Raw genomic sequence first — 19,531 nt, forward strand, 5'->3', positions numbered from 1 at the left:
CCTGAAGTGCATAGACGTGTGCCGGAGACGATATAGGTGAATGCAGACGTCTTTGTCCGAATGCGCCGTGCGTTGCGACGGTGGAGCGCGCGAGCAGCAATCGCCAGTGTAGCGCACGTGTTAACTCCGATGACGGCGGGATACATCACAACCCGCCGGGAGTAAACGCTGTATTGCGGGAGGGGTCTTCGCTACGCTCGCGCCCAACGGCGTCGACAGGCCGGCCTACGAGCAGGGGAGAGCGATATGACCGACATTCTCGACCGTACGCAGATCTACATCGACGGACAGTGGGTGGACTCCGACGGCAGCGGCCGCATCGAGGTCGTGAATCCGGCGACCGAAGAGGTCGTCGCCGTGGTCGCCGAGGGTGTCGCCTCCGATGTCGATCGGGCGGTCGCCGCAGCCAAGGCCGCCTTCCCGGCCTGGTCCGCGCTCAGTGGTGCGTCGCGCGCCGCCTACCTGGAGAAGGTCTCCTCGCTGGCGAACGAGCGCGCCGACGAGCTCACGCGGGTCGTCTCGCAGGACATGGGGATGCCCGCCCACTTCGCACGTGCCATCCAGGTCGGGATGCCGCTGAAGAACATCGCGAGCTATGCGTCGCTGGCCGGGACGTACGACTTCGACGACCAGGAGATCGGCAACGCCCTCGTCGTACGCGAACCCATCGGGGTCGTCGGGGCGATCACCCCGTGGAACTACCCGCTGCACCAGGTGGTGCTGAAGGTCTTCGCCGCGCTCGCCGCCGGGTGCACCGTGGTGCTCAAGCCCACCGAGGTCGCCCCGCTGGTGACCTACGCGCTCGTCGACATCGTCGACGAGGCCGGCCTGCCGCCGGGCGTGTTCAACCTCGTCAGCGGCTACGGGCCGGTCGTCGGCGAGGCCATCGCCGCGCACCCCGACGTCGACATGGTGTCGTTCACGGGCTCGACGCGCGCCGGCAAGCGTGTCTCGGTCGTCGCTGCGGAAACGGTGAAGAAGGTCGCGCTCGAACTCGGTGGCAAGTCGGCCAACATCATCCTCGACGACGCCGACCTCACCGCCGCCGTCACCGAGGGTGTCGGCAAGTGCTTCCTCAACTCCGGCCAGACCTGCACCGCACTGACCCGCATGCTCGTCCCCGCCGACCGTCTGCAGGAGGCCACCGCCATCGCCGAGCAGGTCGCGCGGGCCTACACCGTCGGGCTGCCCGACGATCCGTCGTCGAAGCTCGGCCCGCTCGTCAGCGGCACGCAGCAGACACGGGTGAAGGCGTACATCGACAAGGGCGTCGAGGAGGGGGCCGAACTGGTGCTCGACGGACGCGAAACCGAGTTCACCACCGGCTACTTCGTCGGCCCGACCGTGTTCACGAACGTCGCGCCGGAGATGACGATCGCCCGCGAGGAGATCTTCGGGCCGGTGCTGTCGATCATCGGATACCAGGACGAGGACGACGCGGTGCGCATCGCCAACGACAGCGAGTACGGCCTGTCCGGCGGGGTCTGGTCTGCCGATCCGGCGCGAGCGGAGGCCGTGGCCCGTCGGATGCGCACGGGCCAGGTCTACATCAACGGTGGCGCCTTCAACACCGACGCACCCTTCGGTGGTTACAAGCAGTCGGGTATCGGACGCGAGGCCGGTGTCTTCGGGCTCGAGGAGTTCCTGGAGATCAAGACGATCCTGCGCTGACGGTGGTGCCGTCGATTCTGCGCTGACGGTGGTGCCGTCGATTCTGCGCTGACGGTGGTGCCGTCGATTCTGCGCTGACGGTGGTGCCGTCGATTCTGCGCTGACGGCGGACGTACGCGGCACCGGTCGGGGTTTCCCGGCCGGTGCCGCAGCGTTTCGGGGGGATTGCGTTTCGGGGGATTGCTCAGTAGTAGACCGCGCCGGGCACGCCACCGCCCACGGCGATCGCATCGCCGGTGATGCCGATGCTGCGCGGGCTCGCGAGGAACGCGACGACGTCGGCGACCTCGCTCGCGTCGATGAGGCGGTTCACGGAGTTCTTCGCGATCTGCTGTTCGAGTTCGGCTATCGGTGTGCCGGTCTCGGCCGACTCCTCGGCCAGTCGTGCCGCCAGCCGTTCGGTGCGGGTCCGACCGGGGTGCACCACGGTGACGTTGATGCCGTGCGGGCCGAGTTCGTCGGCGAGGTTCTTCGTCACAGCCGCAACGCTGACGTTCCGGACCGTCTGGGCGATGGAGTTCGCGCTGCGCGCGCCGAGGCCGCTGATGTTGATGATCCGGCCCCAGCCCTGCTCGATCAGGTAGGGGGCGACGGCGCGTGCGGTGCGCAGACAGCCGAGGACCTTGATCTCGACCTCGTTGCGCACGACGTCGTCGGTGGTCGCGGCGAAGTCCGTCGGCTTGTTGGCGCTCCAGGGAGTGGCGGCGGAGTTGACGAGGATGTCGACCCCGCCGAGTTCGGCGACGGCCCGCGCGACCAGCGCGTCGACCGAGGCCTGGTCGCCGGTGTCGGTGGGCACGGGAACGATTCGTCGCCCGGTCTCCTCCGAGAGGGTCTTCGCTGCGATGTCGAGATCGGCCGCGGTACGGGCCGCGATCACCACGTCGGCGCCTTCGGTGGCCAGTGCCCGCGCGATGGCATAGCCGATGCCGCGGCTACCGCCGGTGACGATGGCCCTCTTCGCGGTGAGTCCGAGATCCATGCTGCTCCTGTCCGTTCTTCGGGGATGTCCCGACGGTATGCCGACTTGGGAGCGGGCGGCCACGTTTGCGACCGGGGTGATGCGAATCGGTGGACGGCCCCGGGTACGGCGACGGCCCCCGCACCGTGTGGTGCGGGGGCCGTCGGTTGTAGGTCTCAGGCCTTGCGGGTGCGGCCGAGGCGCAGCAGCGTCATCGCGAGCGTGCTGCCGTCGGTGCCGAGTTCGGCGAAGCGTCCCAGGACGGCCATTTCCTCGGCCTGTGCTTCGCGGCTCGCGTCGGTGCCCTTCGCGGATGCTCCGGCGCGCTGAACGAGCTCCGAACGCCGCTTGATCACCGCGAGCAGCTGAGCGTCGAGCTCCTTGATCTGCTCGAACAGCTCCCCGAGCTCTGCCTCGGCCGACGAAGCTTCGCCGACGGACGCGATGCCAGGCGAATCAAGCTGGACAGTCATGCAGACTCCTCCGGTCTCGTCTGAATCGTCACAGATTGTGTCGTGCTCACGCCTATAGGTGTTACCGACACGTAGGGAAAAATTCTCGCGAGACTCTCCCATGCGCGTCCTGTCCCTTCAGAAACGGCCGTGACCTGGTTCAACACTCTGATGACCGAGGGGTATGTTAATTGTCACACCGACCGGTGCCAACTCGTGTGCCCGTCGGTGACATCGCGCCCGAAGGGTCCGCATCGGGTCCGCCGCTCGAGGTAGCGTTCCGGCCGACCGGCAGGGTCGAGGACGTCGGGGCTCCTCGGTACGCCGGGAGGGGAGACCGATGCGACGACCAGTTGTCCCGTGGGGTGGGCGCGGCACGGAGGCTGCGACTTCCGACACCGATGCGACGTCCGACACCGAACCGACGTCCGACACCGAACCGCCGAGCGAATGGCAGCACGGCACGCGCAATCTGCACGTGTACGCAGCGGCCGGCGCGGCGGTGCTCGTGGCGGTCTTCGCCGCGGCCCGCGGAGCGGGGGCGTGGAGCACCGGTTCGGTGGGTGCCGACCGCTTCTATTCGATCCTGGCGCTGCTGATGCTGCTGACGGCGGCCTTCGGCGCCACCTTCTGGTGGCCTGCCGGATCCGGGGGTCGGCGACCGCCGTCGTCGCCACCGAGTCGCACACCGCGGGTTCGGTACCTCGAGACGGCCGGTCGCGGCGGTACCGAGATCGGGGGCCGCCGTCCCGTCTTCGGTCTGCTGCTCGCGATGGTGCTGTGTGGGACGTTCCTCTCGCTCGGCGCCGCCGTGGAGATCGTGGTCGGGAACGAGGGGCTACCCCTCGTGGCGCTGGTGCTGGCGCTCGTCGCCGGGGTGTGCCTGGCCTTCCTCGTGGAGGTGGCACTCGGGCGCATCCGGGCCGGTTCGCTCGTTCTCGGACCGGACGGGATCAGGTTGCGCGGCTGGTTCGTGGAGTCCTACCTGCCGTGGGTCTCGGTGCGGGGTCTCCGTGCGGTCGACCGGGGGTTCCCGGAGATCTGGATCGAGGGGCACGGGTCGGCGGCGTGGGCGCGTCGACGCACGAGTCGGGTGTTCCTCTTGGAGCGCCTGCCGCCCGAACCCCGGATCGAGGTGGACTCACGGCATCTGGCTGTCGATCCCGTGCAGTTGTACCGCTTCCTCGAGTTCTATGTGGAGCATCCTCGCCACCGCCGTGAACTGGGCACACCGGCGGCTGCGGAACGTCTCGCGGAGGGTCCTCCGTTCACGGTCGACGACGAGTGAAAATGGCGTAGTCGGTATTGTAGAATGGCATTTCCGTTCCCGTTCCTGAAACGTGTGTTCGGGCCATCGCGATCGCGGCACTCGGTGCCGTAGCATCGAGTCAGACGCTTCGGGAGGACGCCTTCCCGAAGATCCGTGCGCTCGGCGGTGCCGGCGCGTGGACCCCAGGTGTTCGACCAGATTGGACGAGAAATGACCGCTCCGGAACGCATCGTCATCGTCGACGGCGCACGCACCCCCGTCGGCAGCTTCGGCGGCGCACTCAAGGACGTACCCGCGCACGAACTCGGCGCCACCGCCGTACGCGAGGCGCTGCAGCGCTCGGGTGTCGCAGGTGAGGACATCGACGAGGTCGTCATGGGCTGCATCGGTCAGGTCGGTGCCGACGCCTACAACGCCCGTCGTGTCACCCTCGCCGCCGGACTTCCCGTCTCCACCCCGGCCCTGACCGTCAACCGCCTGTGCGGCTCGGGTCTGCAGGCCGTGTGGTCCGCGGCCCAGGAGATCCGGTGGGGTGCCGCGGAGATCACCGTCGCAGGTGGCGACGAGAGCATGTCGCGCATGCCGTTCTACGACTTCGGTGCCCGCAACGGCTACAAGCTCGGCAACCGCGAACTCGTCGACGGCACCGTCGGCATGCTCACCGACCCGTTCAGCGGACAGCACATGGGTGTCACGGCCGAGAACGTCGCCCGCGAGTACGGCGTCAGCCGCGAGCAGCAGGACGAGTTCGCCCTCGAATCGCAGCGCCGCGCCGCCACCGACGCCGCGAAGGCCGCCTTCGCCGAGGAGATCACCCCGGTCGAGATCGGTGGCCGCAAGCCTGTCACCGTCACCGAGGACGAGCACCCCAAGCCCGACACCACCCTCGAGGTGCTCGGCAAGCTGCGTTCGGCGTTCATCAAGGACGGCACCGTCACCGCCGGTAACGCCTCCGGCATCAACGACGGCGCTGCTGCGCTCGTCCTGGCCCGCGAGTCGGTCGCCCGCGAACGCGGCCTCGGTGCCTCCGTCGTACTCGAGTCGGTGGTCACCGCGGCGATGGAGCCCGAGCTGATGGGCTACGCCCCGACCCTCGCGCTGGCGAAGCTGTTCGAGCAGAACGGCCTGACGCCGGCCGACATCGACACCGTCGAGCTCAACGAGGCCTTCGCCTCGCAGGCCCTCGCGGTGGCGCGCGACGCCAAGCTCGACCCGGAGAAGACCAACCCCTACGGCGGTGCGATCGCCCTGGGCCACCCGGTCGGCGCGACCGGCGCGATCCTGACGCTGCGCGTCGCCAAGGACCTGATCCGCCGCGATCTCGAACTCGGCGTCGTCACCATGTGCATCGGTGGCGGACAGGCACTCGCCGCGCTGCTGCGCCGCGTGTCCTGATCCGGGCAGGTTTCGAAGGCCTGACAGTGGCGGGAGCGATACGTATCGCTCCCGCCACTGTCATGTCTGCAGCTCGGTCATGTCTGCAGCTCGGTGAGCGGGCGGAGTTGCCGGACGCGGCCGTCCCAGTGCACGCGGGTCGTCACGGCCGCGCCGTCGGCGAGTCGCCGGACCTCGTAGACGTCGAGCTCGGGCACCTCGGGCACACAGCCCCACAGTGCGTGCCCGGTCATGACGAAGTCGATGTCCTGCCGCACGAGCAGGCCCATGAGTTCACCGATCGTTGGGTCGTCGATCTTGGCGAACGCGTCGTCGAGCAGCACGAGCCGCAGTGCGGTGCCGGTGTCGGGGAGGCCGGAGAGATAACCGTCCGCCGCCGCGAACAGCGTCACGTACGACACGAACCGGGTCTCACCCTGGGATATCTTGGCGCGCGCGGAGATCCGTCTCTCCCGGCCCGGTTCGGGGCCGAGGATGGTGACCTCGACCTCGTGCCAGCGCCGGTAGTCCAGTGCCTGCGACAGGTGCTGCGCGTAGCCGGCGGACGGATCGGCGGCGTGAGCGGATTCCACCCGGCGCCGCAGCATCCCGACCAGGTCGGACGCATCCTCGGGTGACCGTTCGGTGGCGGTGAGCAGCTGCGTCAACCGCGCCGCGTCGGCGTCCTCGCCGCCGGGTCGCCACTCGATCCGCACGCCGATCCCGTGCGTCGTGCGGCTGTCGGCGAGACTGTCGTTCATCGCGGCGATCACCTGTCGCGCCCGCTCGATCCGCCGACGCAGTTCGTCGGCCACACCGCCGAGCACGAATCCCGTGAACACGTCGTGCTCGCGTTGCGACAGTGCCCGTCGGCCGTCCTCGACCTGCCGGGTCAGGGCGACCGCGACACCCGCAGGCGTGGTGTCGTCGCCCGCCCCGGCGATCCGGACGCGATGGGCGCCGTGCGTCACCGTGTGCTCGATGTCGAACCGGGCCGTGATGTCGCGATCGAACTGCTGCAGCGCGACCAGCATCGCGTTCTCGTCGACTCCCGTGCGCGGCGGCAATGCGGCCAGCAGGGTACGGGCCACCGAGAGCACGTGATCCGGATCCTCGAGGTGGACGGGAGGTAGAAGCGCCGGGGCAGACGCGGCGGAGTCCGGGTCGGGATCCTCCTCGAGCGCAGCGCGCAGTTCGGGCAGCTGCAGGTGAGCGGCGAGCAGTTCGGCGGCCGCGGCGAGTTCGTGACGATCGCGGTCGAGCCGTTCGCGTGCGGCCGCACACCGCTGGAGCACCTCGGCGACGGCACGGCCGAGATGGTCGCGATGGGCGACCGTGCGTCGGTACTGCTCGTCGGCGCGTGCCCGTTCGGCCTCCGAATCGCGCAGTTCCTGCGCCAGATCGGCGGCGTCGACGTCGACGGCCGCCGTCTGCGCCGCGACCACCGCGGCCTTCGCGTGCCACTCGTAGCGGCACGACTCGGCGATCTCCTCCGCGTCGACCCGCTCGGCGGTGGCCTGCGCACACCGCTCGGCGGCATCGGTGAACCTGGCGTGGGCAGCGAGGACGTCACCGAGGTCGCGTGCCAGCTCGGTGCACAGTGTGTCGGCGGACGCACAGCCGGCGACCAGCGCCTCGAGTTCCGGAACGTCGCCGGGCACGCCGAAGTGCTCACACGCTGTGCGGTGGGCGTCGAGTTCGGCGGTCCAGCGAGCACGCAGGGTCGTCGCCCGCTCGCGCAGTTCCACCGCGGTGTTCGCCGCTGACCGCACACGCGCGTGCGCGTACCGACGTCGTTCGAGCGCGGCGCGCATGGCATGCGAGGTCGGCGCGGTCGACAGATGCGCGTCGATCTCCGCCCGCCGGTGCGCCGCGTCCGGATAGTCGACGCGCAACTGGTCCACCGCCAGGTCGATCCGGGCGAGTTCGGCGCGGATCTCGTCGAGACGCACACGACGGGCCGCGATCGCGGCCTCCCGGGCCGGCCTGCCGATGCAACGCGGAGTCTCGGCCGTGTGACGTCCGCGCAGAACACCGTTGTGCCAGCGGCCGTCCCGCGAGACCGAGGCCACCGCTGTGGCGTCCTCGAATCCGATCGTGCTGAGGACCGCCTCGATCGCCGGGCGCGGGACGTCGGCCTCGGGGTCCGGGCGCAGGACCGTCGACAGGGGCTGCGACGGTGGTTCGCCGCGCGGCGAGACGAGGACCTGGCCGCCCAGTGCGCGCAAGCGGCCCTCGCCGTCGACCGTTGCGGTGAGGAAACCCGCGGCGAGCAACGCAGCCTCGATCCCGGCGCGGTCGTCGTCCCCGAGCGTGTCGACGAACTCGACCGCCCGCCACAGGGGAACACCGTCGGTGCGAACGTGCCAGGGCGCCTGCTCCGGTCCCTCGCCGCCAGCTTCGAGGACCGCCTGCTCCCGGACGAGATCTTCACGCGCGGTCCGCGCCTCGCGTTCACGGCGCTCCCGTTCGGCGGGGGCACTGTCGAGGTCGCTCAGGGCGGATCGAGCGGCCGCTGCGGGCAGCGAGTCCAGCTCCGCGAGTGCCGAATCGAGGTCGATGTCCTCGGAGGCCGTGTCTGCGGGGCCGGCGGGGCCGGAAAAGCCGGCAGGATCCGTAGGAGAGGCATCGATCAGTGCGTCGAGCTGCGTGGACAGTCGGCGCATCAGGACGACCCGATCCCGGTCGAGTTCCGGCAGCAGAGCCGTCGTGCGGTCGGCGGTGATCCACTCGCGCCACCGATGCTGCAGACCGGCGGCGGCCGCACCGACACCGGCATCCGTCTCAGCGGCGTCGACGGCACGCTGCTCGGCGTCGCGGGCCGCGCGGTCGGCCGCCGCCTCGGCTTCCTGGACGGCGTGCGCGGCCGCGTCGAGACGACGCGCCTCGAGCAGTCGCCGACCCGCCTGGTCCTGTCGGCGGCGGATCGCCTCGGCGGCACGGAGGACCGCATCCCGGACCTCGTCGACGTGCCCGGCGCCGAGGGAGACCGTCGCGACGACCGGCCGCACCACCTGCTCGGTGGTGTCGTCGATGCCGGTGCGCACCGGTTCGAGCACCGCGGGTGGACGGTCGACGGAGAAGTGCAGCGTGGTCGGCACGGTGTCGTGCGGAAGACCCACCGACAGCAGCTCGCGACCTGCCGTCACGAGCCGTCGCGCGGCACGCGTGATCGAGCAGGTCAGGTCGTCGAGAACGCGGACCGCGTGGTCGGCGTCGCGCCGCTCCCGCAGACGGCTGCGATCGGCGGCAGCGGCCGCGTGGTCGGCGGCGCGCCGGAGCGTATCGACGGCGAGCTGGCGCTGCGCGAGATCGTCCGCGGACCGGAACATCGCGTGGGTCTCGAGTCCGCGGATCGCGCGGTCGAGTTCGGCGACCTGGTCGCGGCGCTCCTTCAGGCGGGTGTCCGCCGCGGCGGCCTGCGCGTCGAGGTCGGCCGCCTCGGCTTCCGCGACCGTGAGTGCGCGTCGCGTCTCGACGACCCGTTGTGCGAGGTCGCGGGCGGTCGCGGCGTCGGCGCGCAGCAGATCCGCCGCGTACTGCCGGTACACCTCGTGGAACTGCAGCACGTGTCCATGCGCCGTTTCGAGACGGAGCTGCTCCTGGCGGGTGTCGCCGAGCAGGTCGAGGCGACCTCCCCCTTCGGCGAGCATGTTCTCCGTCAGCGGTGGCAGCGCGTCCGACAGGATCTGGGGGAGGCGCCCCTCGTCGATGCGGTGGCCGACATCGGGTGAGCGAAGGGTGTGCAACAGCTGCAGGAGGCCGTCGTAGCGTTCGCGTCCCGTCTCCCCGTGCAGGCCGAACACCAGCCTCCGCACGGTCTCTCGATGCCGCTCCGGATCACGGGTGAGATTGTCGGCTCCGACGAGGTCGGCGAGTCGCTCCCGTGAGAGCGGGATACGGGCGTCGTCGACGAGGTGCAGGTCGGTGCCGACACGGCGGGGTGTCGTGAAGAAGTGCACGTCGCTGCGACGGGCGTCGGCGCGGTGCCGGATCTGTGCTCCGACGGTGAGATGTCCGCTGGGGCGCGCCAGTTCGAGCCACAGATATCCGACACGGTCGGTGGTGTCCGACGCCCCGGTGCGCATAAGTTCGTCCAGATCGACCTTCGCGGCGCCCGTCGCGTCCATGCGCCTGCGGTCGGCGTCGAGCAGGAAGGGCAGCAACATCTCGAGGGCGCGGGACTTCCCCGATCCGTTGGTGCCGCGCAGAATCATCCGCCCACCGGACAGGACGAACTCGACGTCCAGGTAGTGCCAGACGTTCACGATGCCGGCGCGGTGGAGACGCCAGCGATCCGGGAAACGGGGTGGAGGAATCTCGTCGAGGGCGGAGGGATCGGACGAGTGGGTCATCGACACGTGCTTTCGGCGGGGACGGGGCGGTAGCGGGCGGCGGGTGCGGTCAGTTCGAATCCGTTCTCGTGCGGGCGCGCCAGCCCGAGCCGGACGAGCAGTGCGACCACGTCCCGGCGCAGGAGTGCGAGATCGCGGACGTAGATGCTCTTCCAGGTGCGGGAACGTGCGGCGGCGAGGTCGGCGAGAACCGAGTCGAGCGTGTGGACGTCGACGTGCAGCGTGGTCGCCGCCGAGGCACCGAACTGCTCGGTGAGTTCGGTCAGGAGCAGCAGGCAGGCGTGCTTCAGGGTGCCGGACCCCGGGAACGCCTCGTCGGTGAGCATGCCGGCCGGGTCGTACGCGAGCGCACCCTCGGTACGCACCTCGAGCACGAGACCGAAGTCGTCCTCCAGCATCCGGGCGAGCTCGTGCCGGTCGCGGGCGAGGATTGCCGCCGCCTCGTCGTCCAGTTCGTCACGCGCGACGAACGGATCCTCGACGAGCCTGCGGTACAGGCGGCGGGCGGCGGGTTCGTGCTCGTGACGTGCGAGTGCCGCTGCAGGACCGGGCATCTCGTGCAGGGGAGTGTCGAGCAGATGGGGGAGCAGGTCGCGGTGGACGTCGAGATGCGGCTCGTCGCCGCTCGCCTCGTCCCCGCGAGCGGACTCGGTGATCACGCCCCATTCCTCGAGGACGCGCAGGGCCGCGGCGAAGTTCCGCTCCTCGGACACCGGGTCGCCGAACACGATCCCGTTCTCGCGCGCGTCGGCGCGTACCTGCTCGAGAAGGTCGTCGACGGACACCCTCTCGCCGGTCCCGGGTTCGATCAGTGCCGCGCACACCAGCGCGAGACACGCATAGGTGATCGCGCCGAACTCGGAACCGTCGGCGTGGCGGAGAGCACGGTGCGGTGACGTGGGACCGAGCGGTGCCTTGATCAGGCGGGCGAAGGTCGGTTCGACGACGAGCCGGTATCCGAGGCGGTCGGCGAACATCGACTTCAGAGCCGGGGCGTGACACCGAACGAGGTCGAAGGTCTCCCGATCGGTCGCGGCGGTGACGATCGGCTGTTGCAGCAGCGCCCGTGCGGCGTCCCGCCGACCGGAGACGTCGCCGGACACCGCGCTCGCGTACGAGGTGCTCACGGCGCCACCGCACTGTGGTCGAGCGATGTCGTGACCGACATGTGCAGCGAGAAGCCGTGCACGGTGAGATCGCCGTCGGGGGAGTGCACCACGGTGTCGGCGCCGGGCTCCGCCGTCAGCGACAACCCGAGATCGCGATCGTCCACATGCATCGGACCGTCGGTGGTGCGGTGGCCCGCGAGCGCAGCGGCGAGGACGTCGAGCAGGATGTCGCGCGCCTCCGTCGACAGGTCCGCTCCGTGCAGGTCGCCCGCCGCACCCAGTTCGGCGACGGCGTCGGAACGGCGGCGCGACTCGCGCTGGGCGAGTTCGTCGGCCCGGACCCGGCCGGGCAGCGAATCGGGGAGTCGGCCGACGGCCCCGCGGGACGTGTGGTCGCCGCGTTCGCGCAACGACACGGGCACGACGACGGGATCGGCCCGCCACCACGACGTGCCCGCACCCACTCGCGGGTCGGTCTCGTCGGGGCCGAGCAGCAGGTGCCGGCTCGGGAAGGCACCGAAGGTCGCGGCGAACAACCGGTGGGCCTGTTCGTCGGACGATTCGGTGAACCACCGGGCCAGGCGCAGGAGATCTGCGCGGTGCGAGAAGCCCGACGTGCTCGTCGTGATCCGCCGAGTGCGCACGAGCAGCCGGTTCAGCGCCGCCGCCGCTGCCTCGCGCATGCGGCGCGGGCCGGCGTCCTCGGCGTACCACTGCGCCAGTTCGTCCCAGTCGATGCGACGGCGACCGGGCGACCGGCCGGGCACTGTGTTCGTAGGCACGGTGTTCGGCAGGCCGGACTCGCGCAACGCGGCGATCAGGGAGTCCAGACGCGACCTGATCCGGTCGAGCCTGCCGGCGATGAGAGGGGCGAGACGCTCGACGTCCGAACCGATGACGTCGACGTAGTCGAGGAGCAGGTTCTTGGTCTCGGCGTAGTCGTCGACCACCCCGGCGTGTTCGCGCTCGGATGAGTGTCCGAGACGGCCGGAGTGCTCGAGACGCCTCAGGATCTCGGCGAGGTGCGCGTAGAAATCGGCGACGCTGTCGGTGAACGACCGGTGGTGCGAGAACAGGGCGGTGACGTGGGCGGCCAGTTCGTCCCGGTCGAGCACGCTCCCGTCGTCCACCAGCAGCTCCTCGATTCGGGCGAGCCCGTCCGCGACACACCGGAGCGACTCGCGTGCCACGCCGCGCACGTCGTCGGAGGTGGAGAGGAGCCTGCCGGTCTCGCGGTGCACCCGCAGCCCGGCGGGTGTCGGCCGGTACCGGGCGAGGCTCTCGGTCGAGGCGGTCTCGGGGGCGCTCCGCCGGTGGGAACCGCCGCCGGTGCCACCGCCGTCGGTTCCGCCGCTCGTGAGCGCGAGATTGCCCCACCGGACCAGGCTGCGGCACCGGGCGGCGACGACCGTGATGTCGAGCGCCACGCCGCGCCGCGCACACGAGACCGCGATATCGTCGGTGGACAGATCGGCGAGCAGGAGGTCGGTGAAGCAGTCCATCACCGCGAGGTACTCGTCCGCTTCGTCGGCGACGAGATGACGGAACAGGTCGCGACCGATGTGTTCGCCCATCCGACCTCTTCTCCCGAGTGCTGACGCCGTACGGACAGACAGGCTAGCCCGGTGAACGCCGAGCGGGGTGGGCGAGTTCACCGGGTGCGCACGGGCTGTGAAGAGACAGACCGGGAATCGGCAGGACACCGCGCGGATTCGTGCCGTGCCTCACTCGCGTTTATAGTTGCCCTGTGCAACACAATCGGCAGGCCCGGCGGCCGTCCGCGGACGGCGTTGGCCGCGTATACGAGGAGTTCGTGCTTCTCGTGCGCTTCCTGACGTCCGGAGCACGAGCGCAGGACAACGGACTCTCGCTGGTCCAGCATTCGCTTCTCGGCTTCATCTCCCGAAATCCGGGCTGCCGCGCCACCGACATATCCGAGGTCTTCGGTGTCCACCGCTCGACCGTGTCGCGCCAACTGCGTCACGCCGTCGATGCGGGCTGGGTCGAGGCGGGGACCGGTCCGGCACGTGCCGGACATCCTCTCCGGCTCACCGACCACGGAGCGACAGTTCTCGAAGGTGCGGTCGTGCGTCGTCTCGACGACGTCCGCGCCGGCCTCGAGGGCTGGGACGAGGACGAACTCGAACGCTTCGTGGATCTCCTGCGCCGCTTCCGTGCAGGAATCGATTCCGACGACCGGACTCCCGACCAGAACGATGGAGATTGCAGTGCGTGAGTACTCGACCCCGGCCCCGTTCACCATCGGTGACGACGAATCGGTCGTCCACACGGTGTTCACCCATGCGGAGAAGACTCCGCACCGCGTGATGTACTCCCGGCCGCAGGGTGACGACTGGGTCGCGGTCACTGCGCAGCAGTTCGCCGACCAGGTGAAGGCCGTCGCAAAGGGCCTGATCGCCAACGGTGTGCAGCCCGGTGATCGTGTCGCGCTGCTCTCGGCCACCCGCTACGAGTGGTCGCTGTTCGACTACGCGATCTGGACGGCCGGCGCGGTGTCGGTACCGATCTACGACTCCTCGTCCACCGAGCAGATTCGCTGGATCCTCCAGGACTCCGGGGCCGTCCTCGCCGTCGTCGAAACCGCGCGGCACGAGAAGCTCTTCGTCGACATGCCCGACACCCTCCGTCGCATCCTGCAGATCGAGGACGGCGCGGTGAACACGCTTGCGGCCGATGGTGCCGAGGTCGACGACGCCGAGATCACCACGCGTCTGGCCGGAATCCGTTCCGGCGGCCTGGCTTCCCTCGTCTACACCTCGGGAACCACCGGGCGACCCAAGGGCTGCATGCTCACCCACCGCAACTTCCTCGCCGAGGTCCGGTCCATCCTCACCTCGGACATCGGTATCGTCGCCAAGCCCGGCAACCGCGGCCTGACCTTCCTGCCCCTCGCGCACGTGCTGGCGCGCGCGGTGTCGCTCGCGCTCTTCGAAGCAGGCACGGCGCAGGCTCACTGGGCGGACTTCTCGACCGTCTCCGCGCAGTTCGCCCGGTACTCGCCGAACATCATCCTCGGTGTGCCGCGCGTCTTCGAGAAGGTGCGCGACGCGGCAGCGGGCAAGGCGGCGGCCGGCGGACCGGTCAAGGCGGCGATCTTCGATTTCGCGGAGCGCACCGCCATCGCCTACAGCGAGTCGCTCGACCAGGGCGGCCCCACCCTGACGCTGAAGGCCAAGCGCGCCGTCGCCGACAAGCTGGTCTACTCCAAGCTGCGCGAGGCCATGGGCAACGAGTGCTGGTACGCGATCTCCGGCGGCGGTGCCCTGAGCCCCCGCCTCGGTCACTTCTTCCGCGGCGTCGGCGTACCGATCTACGAGGGCTACGGCCTCACCGAGACCACGGCCGCACACAGCGTGAACACGCCCGGCGCGCAGAAGATCGGCACCGTCGGGCGTCCCATGGGCGGGAACTCGGCGCGCATCGCGGACGACGGCGAGATCGAGCTGCGCGGCATGGTCGTCTTCGACGGCTACTGGCGCAACGACGAGGCCACTGCCGGTGCCTTCCACGACGGCTGGTTCCGCACCGGCGACCTCGGCTCGCTCGACGAGGACGGCTACCTGTCCATCACCGGGCGCAAGAAGGACCTCATCATCACCGCCGGCGGCAAGAACGTCTCACCCGGGCCGATCGAGGACCGCATGCGGTCGCATACCCTCGTCTCCCAGGCCGTCGTCGTCGGCGACGGACGCAGCTTCGTCACCGCTCTGGTGACCGTCGATCCGGAGGTCTTCGAGAACTGGAAGAACGAGAACGGCAAGCCCACCGGTGCGACGATCGCGGACCTGCGCCACGACCCCGCACTGCGCGACGCGGTGCAGACCATCGTCGACGACGCCAACACCCTCGTCTCGCACAGCGAGGCGATCAAGAAGTTCGTCATCCTCGACCGCGATCTCACCGAGGAGTCCGGCGAGCTCACGCCGACGCTGAAGATCAAGCGCAACGTCGTCACCGAGCGTTTCGCCCACGAGATCGACGCCCTGTACGCGAAGTGATGCCCTAGGGGCGCGTACCCGAGCCGCGACCGCCGATCCGGCATCCGGGTCGGCGGTCGCAGCGTTGGTGGGGTGTCATTCCACCGGCGAGGTGTCTCCGGAGACGGCGCGGGCCAGTCTCGCGAATCCGTCGTGGTCGACGAGATCCTCGACGAGCACGACCTTGCCGCGGGCATCGGCGAGCGGAACCCGCCAGTTCGGATACTCGTCGACGGTGCCCGGCTGGTTCTGGCTGCGACGCTCACCGGTCACATCCGCCAGCGAAACGCCCAGCAGCGCAGACGGACTCGCCGCGATCAACCGGTGCAGCGCCTCGACCTGGCGATCGACGTCGGTCTCGCCTTCGTCGAGCAGTCCCCGCTCCACCGCGAGCGCCAGAACCGAGTCGCGTTCGGCGGCCGCATCGGTCAGCTCGGCGTCGAGGTCGCCCTCGAGCAGACCGAGCTCCGACCGCAGCCGGATGTGGTCGCCCGCAAGGTATCCCGCGGTGGGCGCGAGGTCGTGCGTGGTCACCGAGGTCAGGCACAGGGAACGGTAGGTCTCCGGACCGCGTGGGGAGTCCTCGTCGCGTTCGAACCACAGGATCGACGTCCCGGCGATGCCGCGCTCGGCGAGATACTCCTGCACCCACTCCTCGAAGACCCCGAGGTCCTCACCCACGACCACGGCACCGGCGCGATGCGCCTCGAGCGCCAGGATGCCGACGAGTGCCTCGTGGTCGCTGCGGACGTACGCGCCGTCGGCCGGTGACATCCCCTCCGGCACCCACCAGGTGCGGAACAGTCCCAGGATGTGATCGGCCCGGACACCACCCCCGTGCCGCAACGCCGAGCGCACCACATCGCGGAAGGGGATGTATCCCAGCTCCGCGAGGCGATCCGGCCGCCACGGCGGCTGATTCCAGTTCTGGCCGTTGCGGTTGAAGTCGTCGGCGGGGGCACCCACCGTGACGCCCGACGCCAACGCATCGCCCAGCGTCCAGGCGTCGGCGCCGTGCGGACCGACGCCCACGGCGAGGTCGTGCACGATGCCGATATCGGAACCTGCTGCGAGCGAAGCGGTTTGGGCGTTGGCAAGCTGTTCGTCGCACAACCACTGCAGCCACCGGTGGAAGTCGATCCGCGAGGCGAGCCGCTCGCGCAACCGGGCGACCTTCGGGTCGTCGGGACTCGGGGCGCGCGACGCCCACCGGTCGGCGCGGTCGCCGAACTTCTCGTACAGCGCGCACCACAGCGCGAAGTCGTCGAGCGCCTGCCCGCCCTCGGCGCAGAACGCCTCGTACCGTGCGCGTCGGGCGGGGCCGAGCGGCACCCGGTACACGCGCTCGAGGACGTCGAGCTTCGCGCGGAAGGTCGCATCCCGGTCGAGACGACGCGCCTTCCGATTCGCCTTCGCCGCGCGCTGTGCGTGATCGTCGAGTTCCTTGCGGTGCTTGGCGGGCAGATAGGCCGTCTCGGGGATGTCCTCGATCCGCAGATACAGCGGGTCGACGAAGCGCCGCGACGACGGCAGATAGGGCGACGGTTCGTGCGGGGGCACGGGTTCGGCCGCGTGCACGGGGTTGATGAGGACGAAGTCGCCGCCGTAACCGGCCGTGATCGCCGCCAGATCGGCCAGGTCGGCGAAGTCGCCGATGCCCCACGACCGGCGGCTGCGCACCGAATAGATCTGGGCCGCAAGGCCCCAGCGCTTCTTCTCGAGCAGCCGGTCGGCGGTGGACAACCGGCGCGGGGTCACCACGAGGACCGCGGTGGCCTCGATGTCGTTGCTGCGGGCGTGCACGACGTGCCAACCGAGGGGCAGGCGCGGAACGGCGAAGGTCGCGCGGCCCACGAGCCGGCCGTCGACGGTCCGCGGGTCCACCCACACGTCGCGCTGCTCGACGTCGACCTCCTCGCCGTCCTCGGTGACGACCCACACCGCGACCGGGTCGCCGTGCGGCACGTGCACCGGGAACGTCCGGTTCTCGCCCTCGACGACCACGAGCGCGGGCGGGAGCATGCTGCGCCACGGACGGTCGTCGACGTCGGCGAGCGATTCCACGACCTCGTCGTCCGTCCGGGCAGGGACGTCGAGCGCGGCGAGTACACGCCGCAACGTCTCGTCGGAGACATCGTGGTCGCGTCCACCCCACCCCGTGTAGGTGGTGGTGATGCCGTGCTTTCCGGCCAGTTCGCGCAGCTTCGCCGAGGACGTCACGGTCCTGAATCATGCCAGCAAAACGACTCGGGGGCAGCGCGCGGACCATATGGTCGACAGGGTGACCGCTCTCGACATCGCGCACGGCGACATCACCACCATCGCGGTGGATGCGATCGTCAACGCCGCGAACTCCTCCCTGCTCGGAGGCGGGGGAGTGGACGGTGCGATCCACCGGGCCGGCGGCCCGGAGATCCTCGCCGCATGCCGCGAACTCCGCGCGACCTCGCTACCCGACGGACTCGAACCGGGCCGTGCGGTGGCGACGCCCGCCGGTCGCCTCCCGGCGCGGCGGGTGATCCATACCGTGGGCCCGGTGTGGTCGGCGCACGAGGACCGCTCCGGAATTCTGCGCTCGGCCTACCGCAACAGTCTGCTCGTCGCGCAGGACTTCGGCGCCCGGACGGTGTCGTTCCCGCTCGTCTCGGCCGGTATCTACGGCTGGCCCCTCGACGACGCCGCCCTGCAGGCCGTCACGACGATCCGGGAGACGCAGACGGACGTGGAGACCGTCGTACTCGTCGGGTTCGGCGACGCCGCCGTCGACGCTCTCCGGCGCGCCGTCTCCCGGACGTGATCGGTTCAGGAATAGTCGCCGAAGCCGTCGAAGAGGGTCGGTTCGTCGGGGTTGTCGAACAGCGCGGGCTGCTCGGGCGACGCCTCCCGGCCGGCGCTCGAGCGCGACGCGCGTGATCCGGCCGAATCGGTCCCCTCGCCCTGTTCGAGGAACTGGAGGGCCTCCGCGAGCGAACGGCTCGTCGCCTCCCATTCCAGTGCCCGCGCCCGTGCCTCGCGAGCACCGTCGGTGTTGAGCGCCGCCTCGCGGGTCTGCGACTCACCGTCCCACCACACCTGCAGCTCGGTGCTGATGGTGAGGAACCGTCGCAACTGCTCGGGATTGCGATCGCCGATCGCCGCGACGGTGCTGGCGGCGACGTCGGCGGCACCGTCGAGATGGAAGTCGCGCACCGCGAGCAGGGCCACCGGAAGATCGTCCTCGGCGTCGGGCAACTGCGAGACGTCGCCCCAGGGAGGATCGGCCGCCCCGCCCGTCGCACCGTCGAATCCCTGATCGCGCAGCAGCGAGCCACCGATATGGGTGGCGAACGAGCTGTCGACGGTGTCGAGGAACTGGGTGATGGTCTCGAGCGATCCGAGCAGGTGCGCCGGAGCGAACGGCGCGGCCGGAACATGATCGACGATCGCGAGGCGGTCGTCGACCAGCACGAACTTCAGGTGCGGCCACCGGCGGTTGAGATCGACGCAGATCTCGGCGGCCCGCGTACGTCCGGTGATGGAATGGACGATCGGTGCGAACAGGTCGACGGTGCCACCACCGGGGCCGACACCGACGAACACCAGCACCCCGGCGATCCGCAGGACGAGATCGCCGTCCTCGTCCCAGGCGGGAAGATCGTCGATCTGCTCGTGCAGGGTGGATTCGATCAGTTCGCGCACATGGTCGTCGCCGGTGGGGACGACCGCGAGCGGGACCTCCGGGGCCTGGGTGCGGTCCGCCTGGGGTGTCTCGGGCACGAGGAACGAGGTGAGCTCGGCGACCGAGCGCTCCGTTCCGAACGTCTCGGCCCGCAGGAAGAGGGGGTGGGGAACACCCCACACCGAACGAAGTGCACGCACGGCGATGACGGCGAGCTGATCGGCCCAGCTGCCAGGACGATCGATCCAGAACGCCGGGGATCCGCCGTCCTCCGGATCGTCCGGTCCGCGGGAGGGCGCCTGCAGCCCGAGTTCGAGGAGCATCTGCTCGTCGACCGGGGTGAGGTGCCGGTCGGGGGCGAGGTGTGCGTTGGACGGGACCTCGCAGCGGACGAGCCGGTCTCCCCACGCGTAGAACTGCACGCACGGCCCGGCAGGGCCACCGGCCTCGTCGGTGAAGGGTTCGAGGACCAGGCCGTCGCCGTCGCACATGGCCGCGACATGGTCGGCCAGGCGCGTGCGGAACTCGCGCCAGGCCGCGTCGACGTCCTGGTCGAACCGGGTCTGCGCGTCGGCCATGATCGGACCCCCTTCTCTGTGCGGTCGAGCCGAGAGAAAGACTAGTCGCCGGCACCGACAGGCATTCCTCCGCTGGGTCGCACGAGCGACGGCTTGCCCAAGCGC

13 protein-coding genes are annotated in these 19,531 nt (G+C 70.0%); 6 read left to right on the forward strand and 7 right to left on the reverse strand.

Annotated features, from left to right (window positions below):
* Positions 1 to 246: 246 nt before the first annotated feature.
* A complete protein-coding gene (locus tag ACPCXD_RS17520) occupies positions 247 to 1,671 on the forward strand; it encodes an aldehyde dehydrogenase family protein (protein ID WP_423660532.1) in 1,425 nt (474 codons plus the stop codon).
* A gap of 184 nt (positions 1,672 to 1,855) precedes the next feature.
* Here ACPCXD_RS17520 and ACPCXD_RS17525 read toward each other — a convergent pair whose 3' ends face one another.
* Positions 1,856 to 2,653 carry an SDR family NAD(P)-dependent oxidoreductase gene (locus tag ACPCXD_RS17525; protein ID WP_085469564.1) on the reverse strand — a complete coding sequence of 266 codons (798 nt, stop codon included), beginning with the start codon at positions 2,651 to 2,653 and terminating at the stop codon, positions 1,856 to 1,858.
* A gap of 155 nt (positions 2,654 to 2,808) precedes the next feature.
* A complete protein-coding gene (locus ACPCXD_RS17530; protein ID WP_085469565.1) occupies positions 2,809 to 3,105 on the reverse strand; it encodes a chorismate mutase in 297 nt (98 codons plus the stop codon).
* A gap of 319 nt (positions 3,106 to 3,424) precedes the next feature.
* Here ACPCXD_RS17530 and ACPCXD_RS17535 point away from each other — a divergent pair, with 319 nt between their 5' ends.
* Positions 3,425 to 4,372, forward strand: a complete 948-nt coding sequence (locus ACPCXD_RS17535) for a hypothetical protein (RefSeq protein ID WP_160876199.1) — start codon at positions 3,425 to 3,427, stop codon at positions 4,370 to 4,372.
* 192 nt (positions 4,373 to 4,564) lie between these two features.
* Positions 4,565 to 5,749, forward strand: coding sequence for a thiolase family protein (locus ACPCXD_RS17540; protein ID WP_088898726.1), 1,185 nt, complete (start codon positions 4,565 to 4,567; stop codon positions 5,747 to 5,749).
* Between the two features lie 77 nt (positions 5,750 to 5,826).
* On the opposite strand, the gene ACPCXD_RS17545 is transcribed toward ACPCXD_RS17540, so the two are convergent.
* Genes ACPCXD_RS17545 through ACPCXD_RS17555 form a run of 3 tightly spaced genes read right to left on the reverse strand, consistent with a single transcriptional unit; the run spans position 5,827 to position 12,766 of the window.
* Positions 5,827 to 10,083 (reverse strand): TIGR02680 family protein, encoded by a 4,257-nt coding sequence (locus tag ACPCXD_RS17545; RefSeq protein WP_423660534.1) that lies wholly within the window; start codon positions 10,081 to 10,083, stop codon positions 5,827 to 5,829.
* A complete protein-coding gene (locus ACPCXD_RS17550) occupies positions 10,080 to 11,210 on the reverse strand; it encodes a TIGR02678 family protein (protein WP_088898724.1) in 1,131 nt (376 codons plus the stop codon). The genes ACPCXD_RS17545 and ACPCXD_RS17550 overlap by 4 nt, the downstream gene beginning before the upstream one ends.
* Entirely contained in the window at positions 11,207 to 12,766 is a 1,560-nt protein-coding gene (locus ACPCXD_RS17555; protein ID WP_423660535.1) for a DUF2397 domain-containing protein, read from the reverse strand. Before ACPCXD_RS17555 ends, ACPCXD_RS17550 begins: the two co-directional genes overlap by 4 nt.
* A 173-nt stretch (positions 12,767 to 12,939) precedes the next feature.
* Between ACPCXD_RS17555 and ACPCXD_RS17560 the strand changes: the two genes are divergently transcribed.
* Together ACPCXD_RS17560 and ACPCXD_RS17565 are read left to right on the forward strand one after the other, a co-directional pair.
* Positions 12,940 to 13,428: a MarR family winged helix-turn-helix transcriptional regulator gene (locus ACPCXD_RS17560; RefSeq protein ID WP_301848470.1), complete on the forward strand. Its 489-nt coding sequence runs from the start codon at positions 12,940 to 12,942 to the stop codon at positions 13,426 to 13,428.
* The gene (locus ACPCXD_RS17565) at positions 13,421 to 15,211 is read left to right on the forward strand and encodes an AMP-dependent synthetase/ligase (protein WP_423660536.1); all 1,791 of its coding nucleotides are present in this window, start codon (positions 13,421 to 13,423) and stop codon (positions 15,209 to 15,211) included. The genes ACPCXD_RS17560 and ACPCXD_RS17565 overlap by 8 nt, the downstream gene beginning before the upstream one ends.
* 75 nt (positions 15,212 to 15,286) lie before the next feature.
* On the opposite strand, the gene malQ is transcribed toward ACPCXD_RS17565, so the two are convergent.
* The gene (malQ, locus tag ACPCXD_RS17570; RefSeq protein WP_423660537.1) at positions 15,287 to 17,410 is read right to left on the reverse strand and encodes a 4-alpha-glucanotransferase; all 2,124 of its coding nucleotides are present in this window, start codon (positions 17,408 to 17,410) and stop codon (positions 15,287 to 15,289) included.
* 61 nt (positions 17,411 to 17,471) lie between these two features.
* Between malQ and ACPCXD_RS17575 the strand changes: the two genes are divergently transcribed.
* Positions 17,472 to 17,987, forward strand: coding sequence for an O-acetyl-ADP-ribose deacetylase (locus ACPCXD_RS17575; protein ID WP_258260444.1), 516 nt, complete (start codon positions 17,472 to 17,474; stop codon positions 17,985 to 17,987).
* A gap of 5 nt (positions 17,988 to 17,992) precedes the next feature.
* Here ACPCXD_RS17575 and ACPCXD_RS17580 read toward each other — a convergent pair whose 3' ends face one another.
* Entirely contained in the window at positions 17,993 to 19,426 is a 1,434-nt protein-coding gene (locus tag ACPCXD_RS17580; protein ID WP_059383661.1) for a TY-Chap domain-containing protein, read from the reverse strand.
* Positions 19,427 to 19,531: the final 105 nt, after the last annotated feature.

It is taken from the genome of Rhodococcus sp. AB351 (genome assembly GCF_049538275.1).
Lineage (GTDB): Bacteria > Actinomycetota > Actinomycetes > Mycobacteriales > Mycobacteriaceae > Rhodococcus.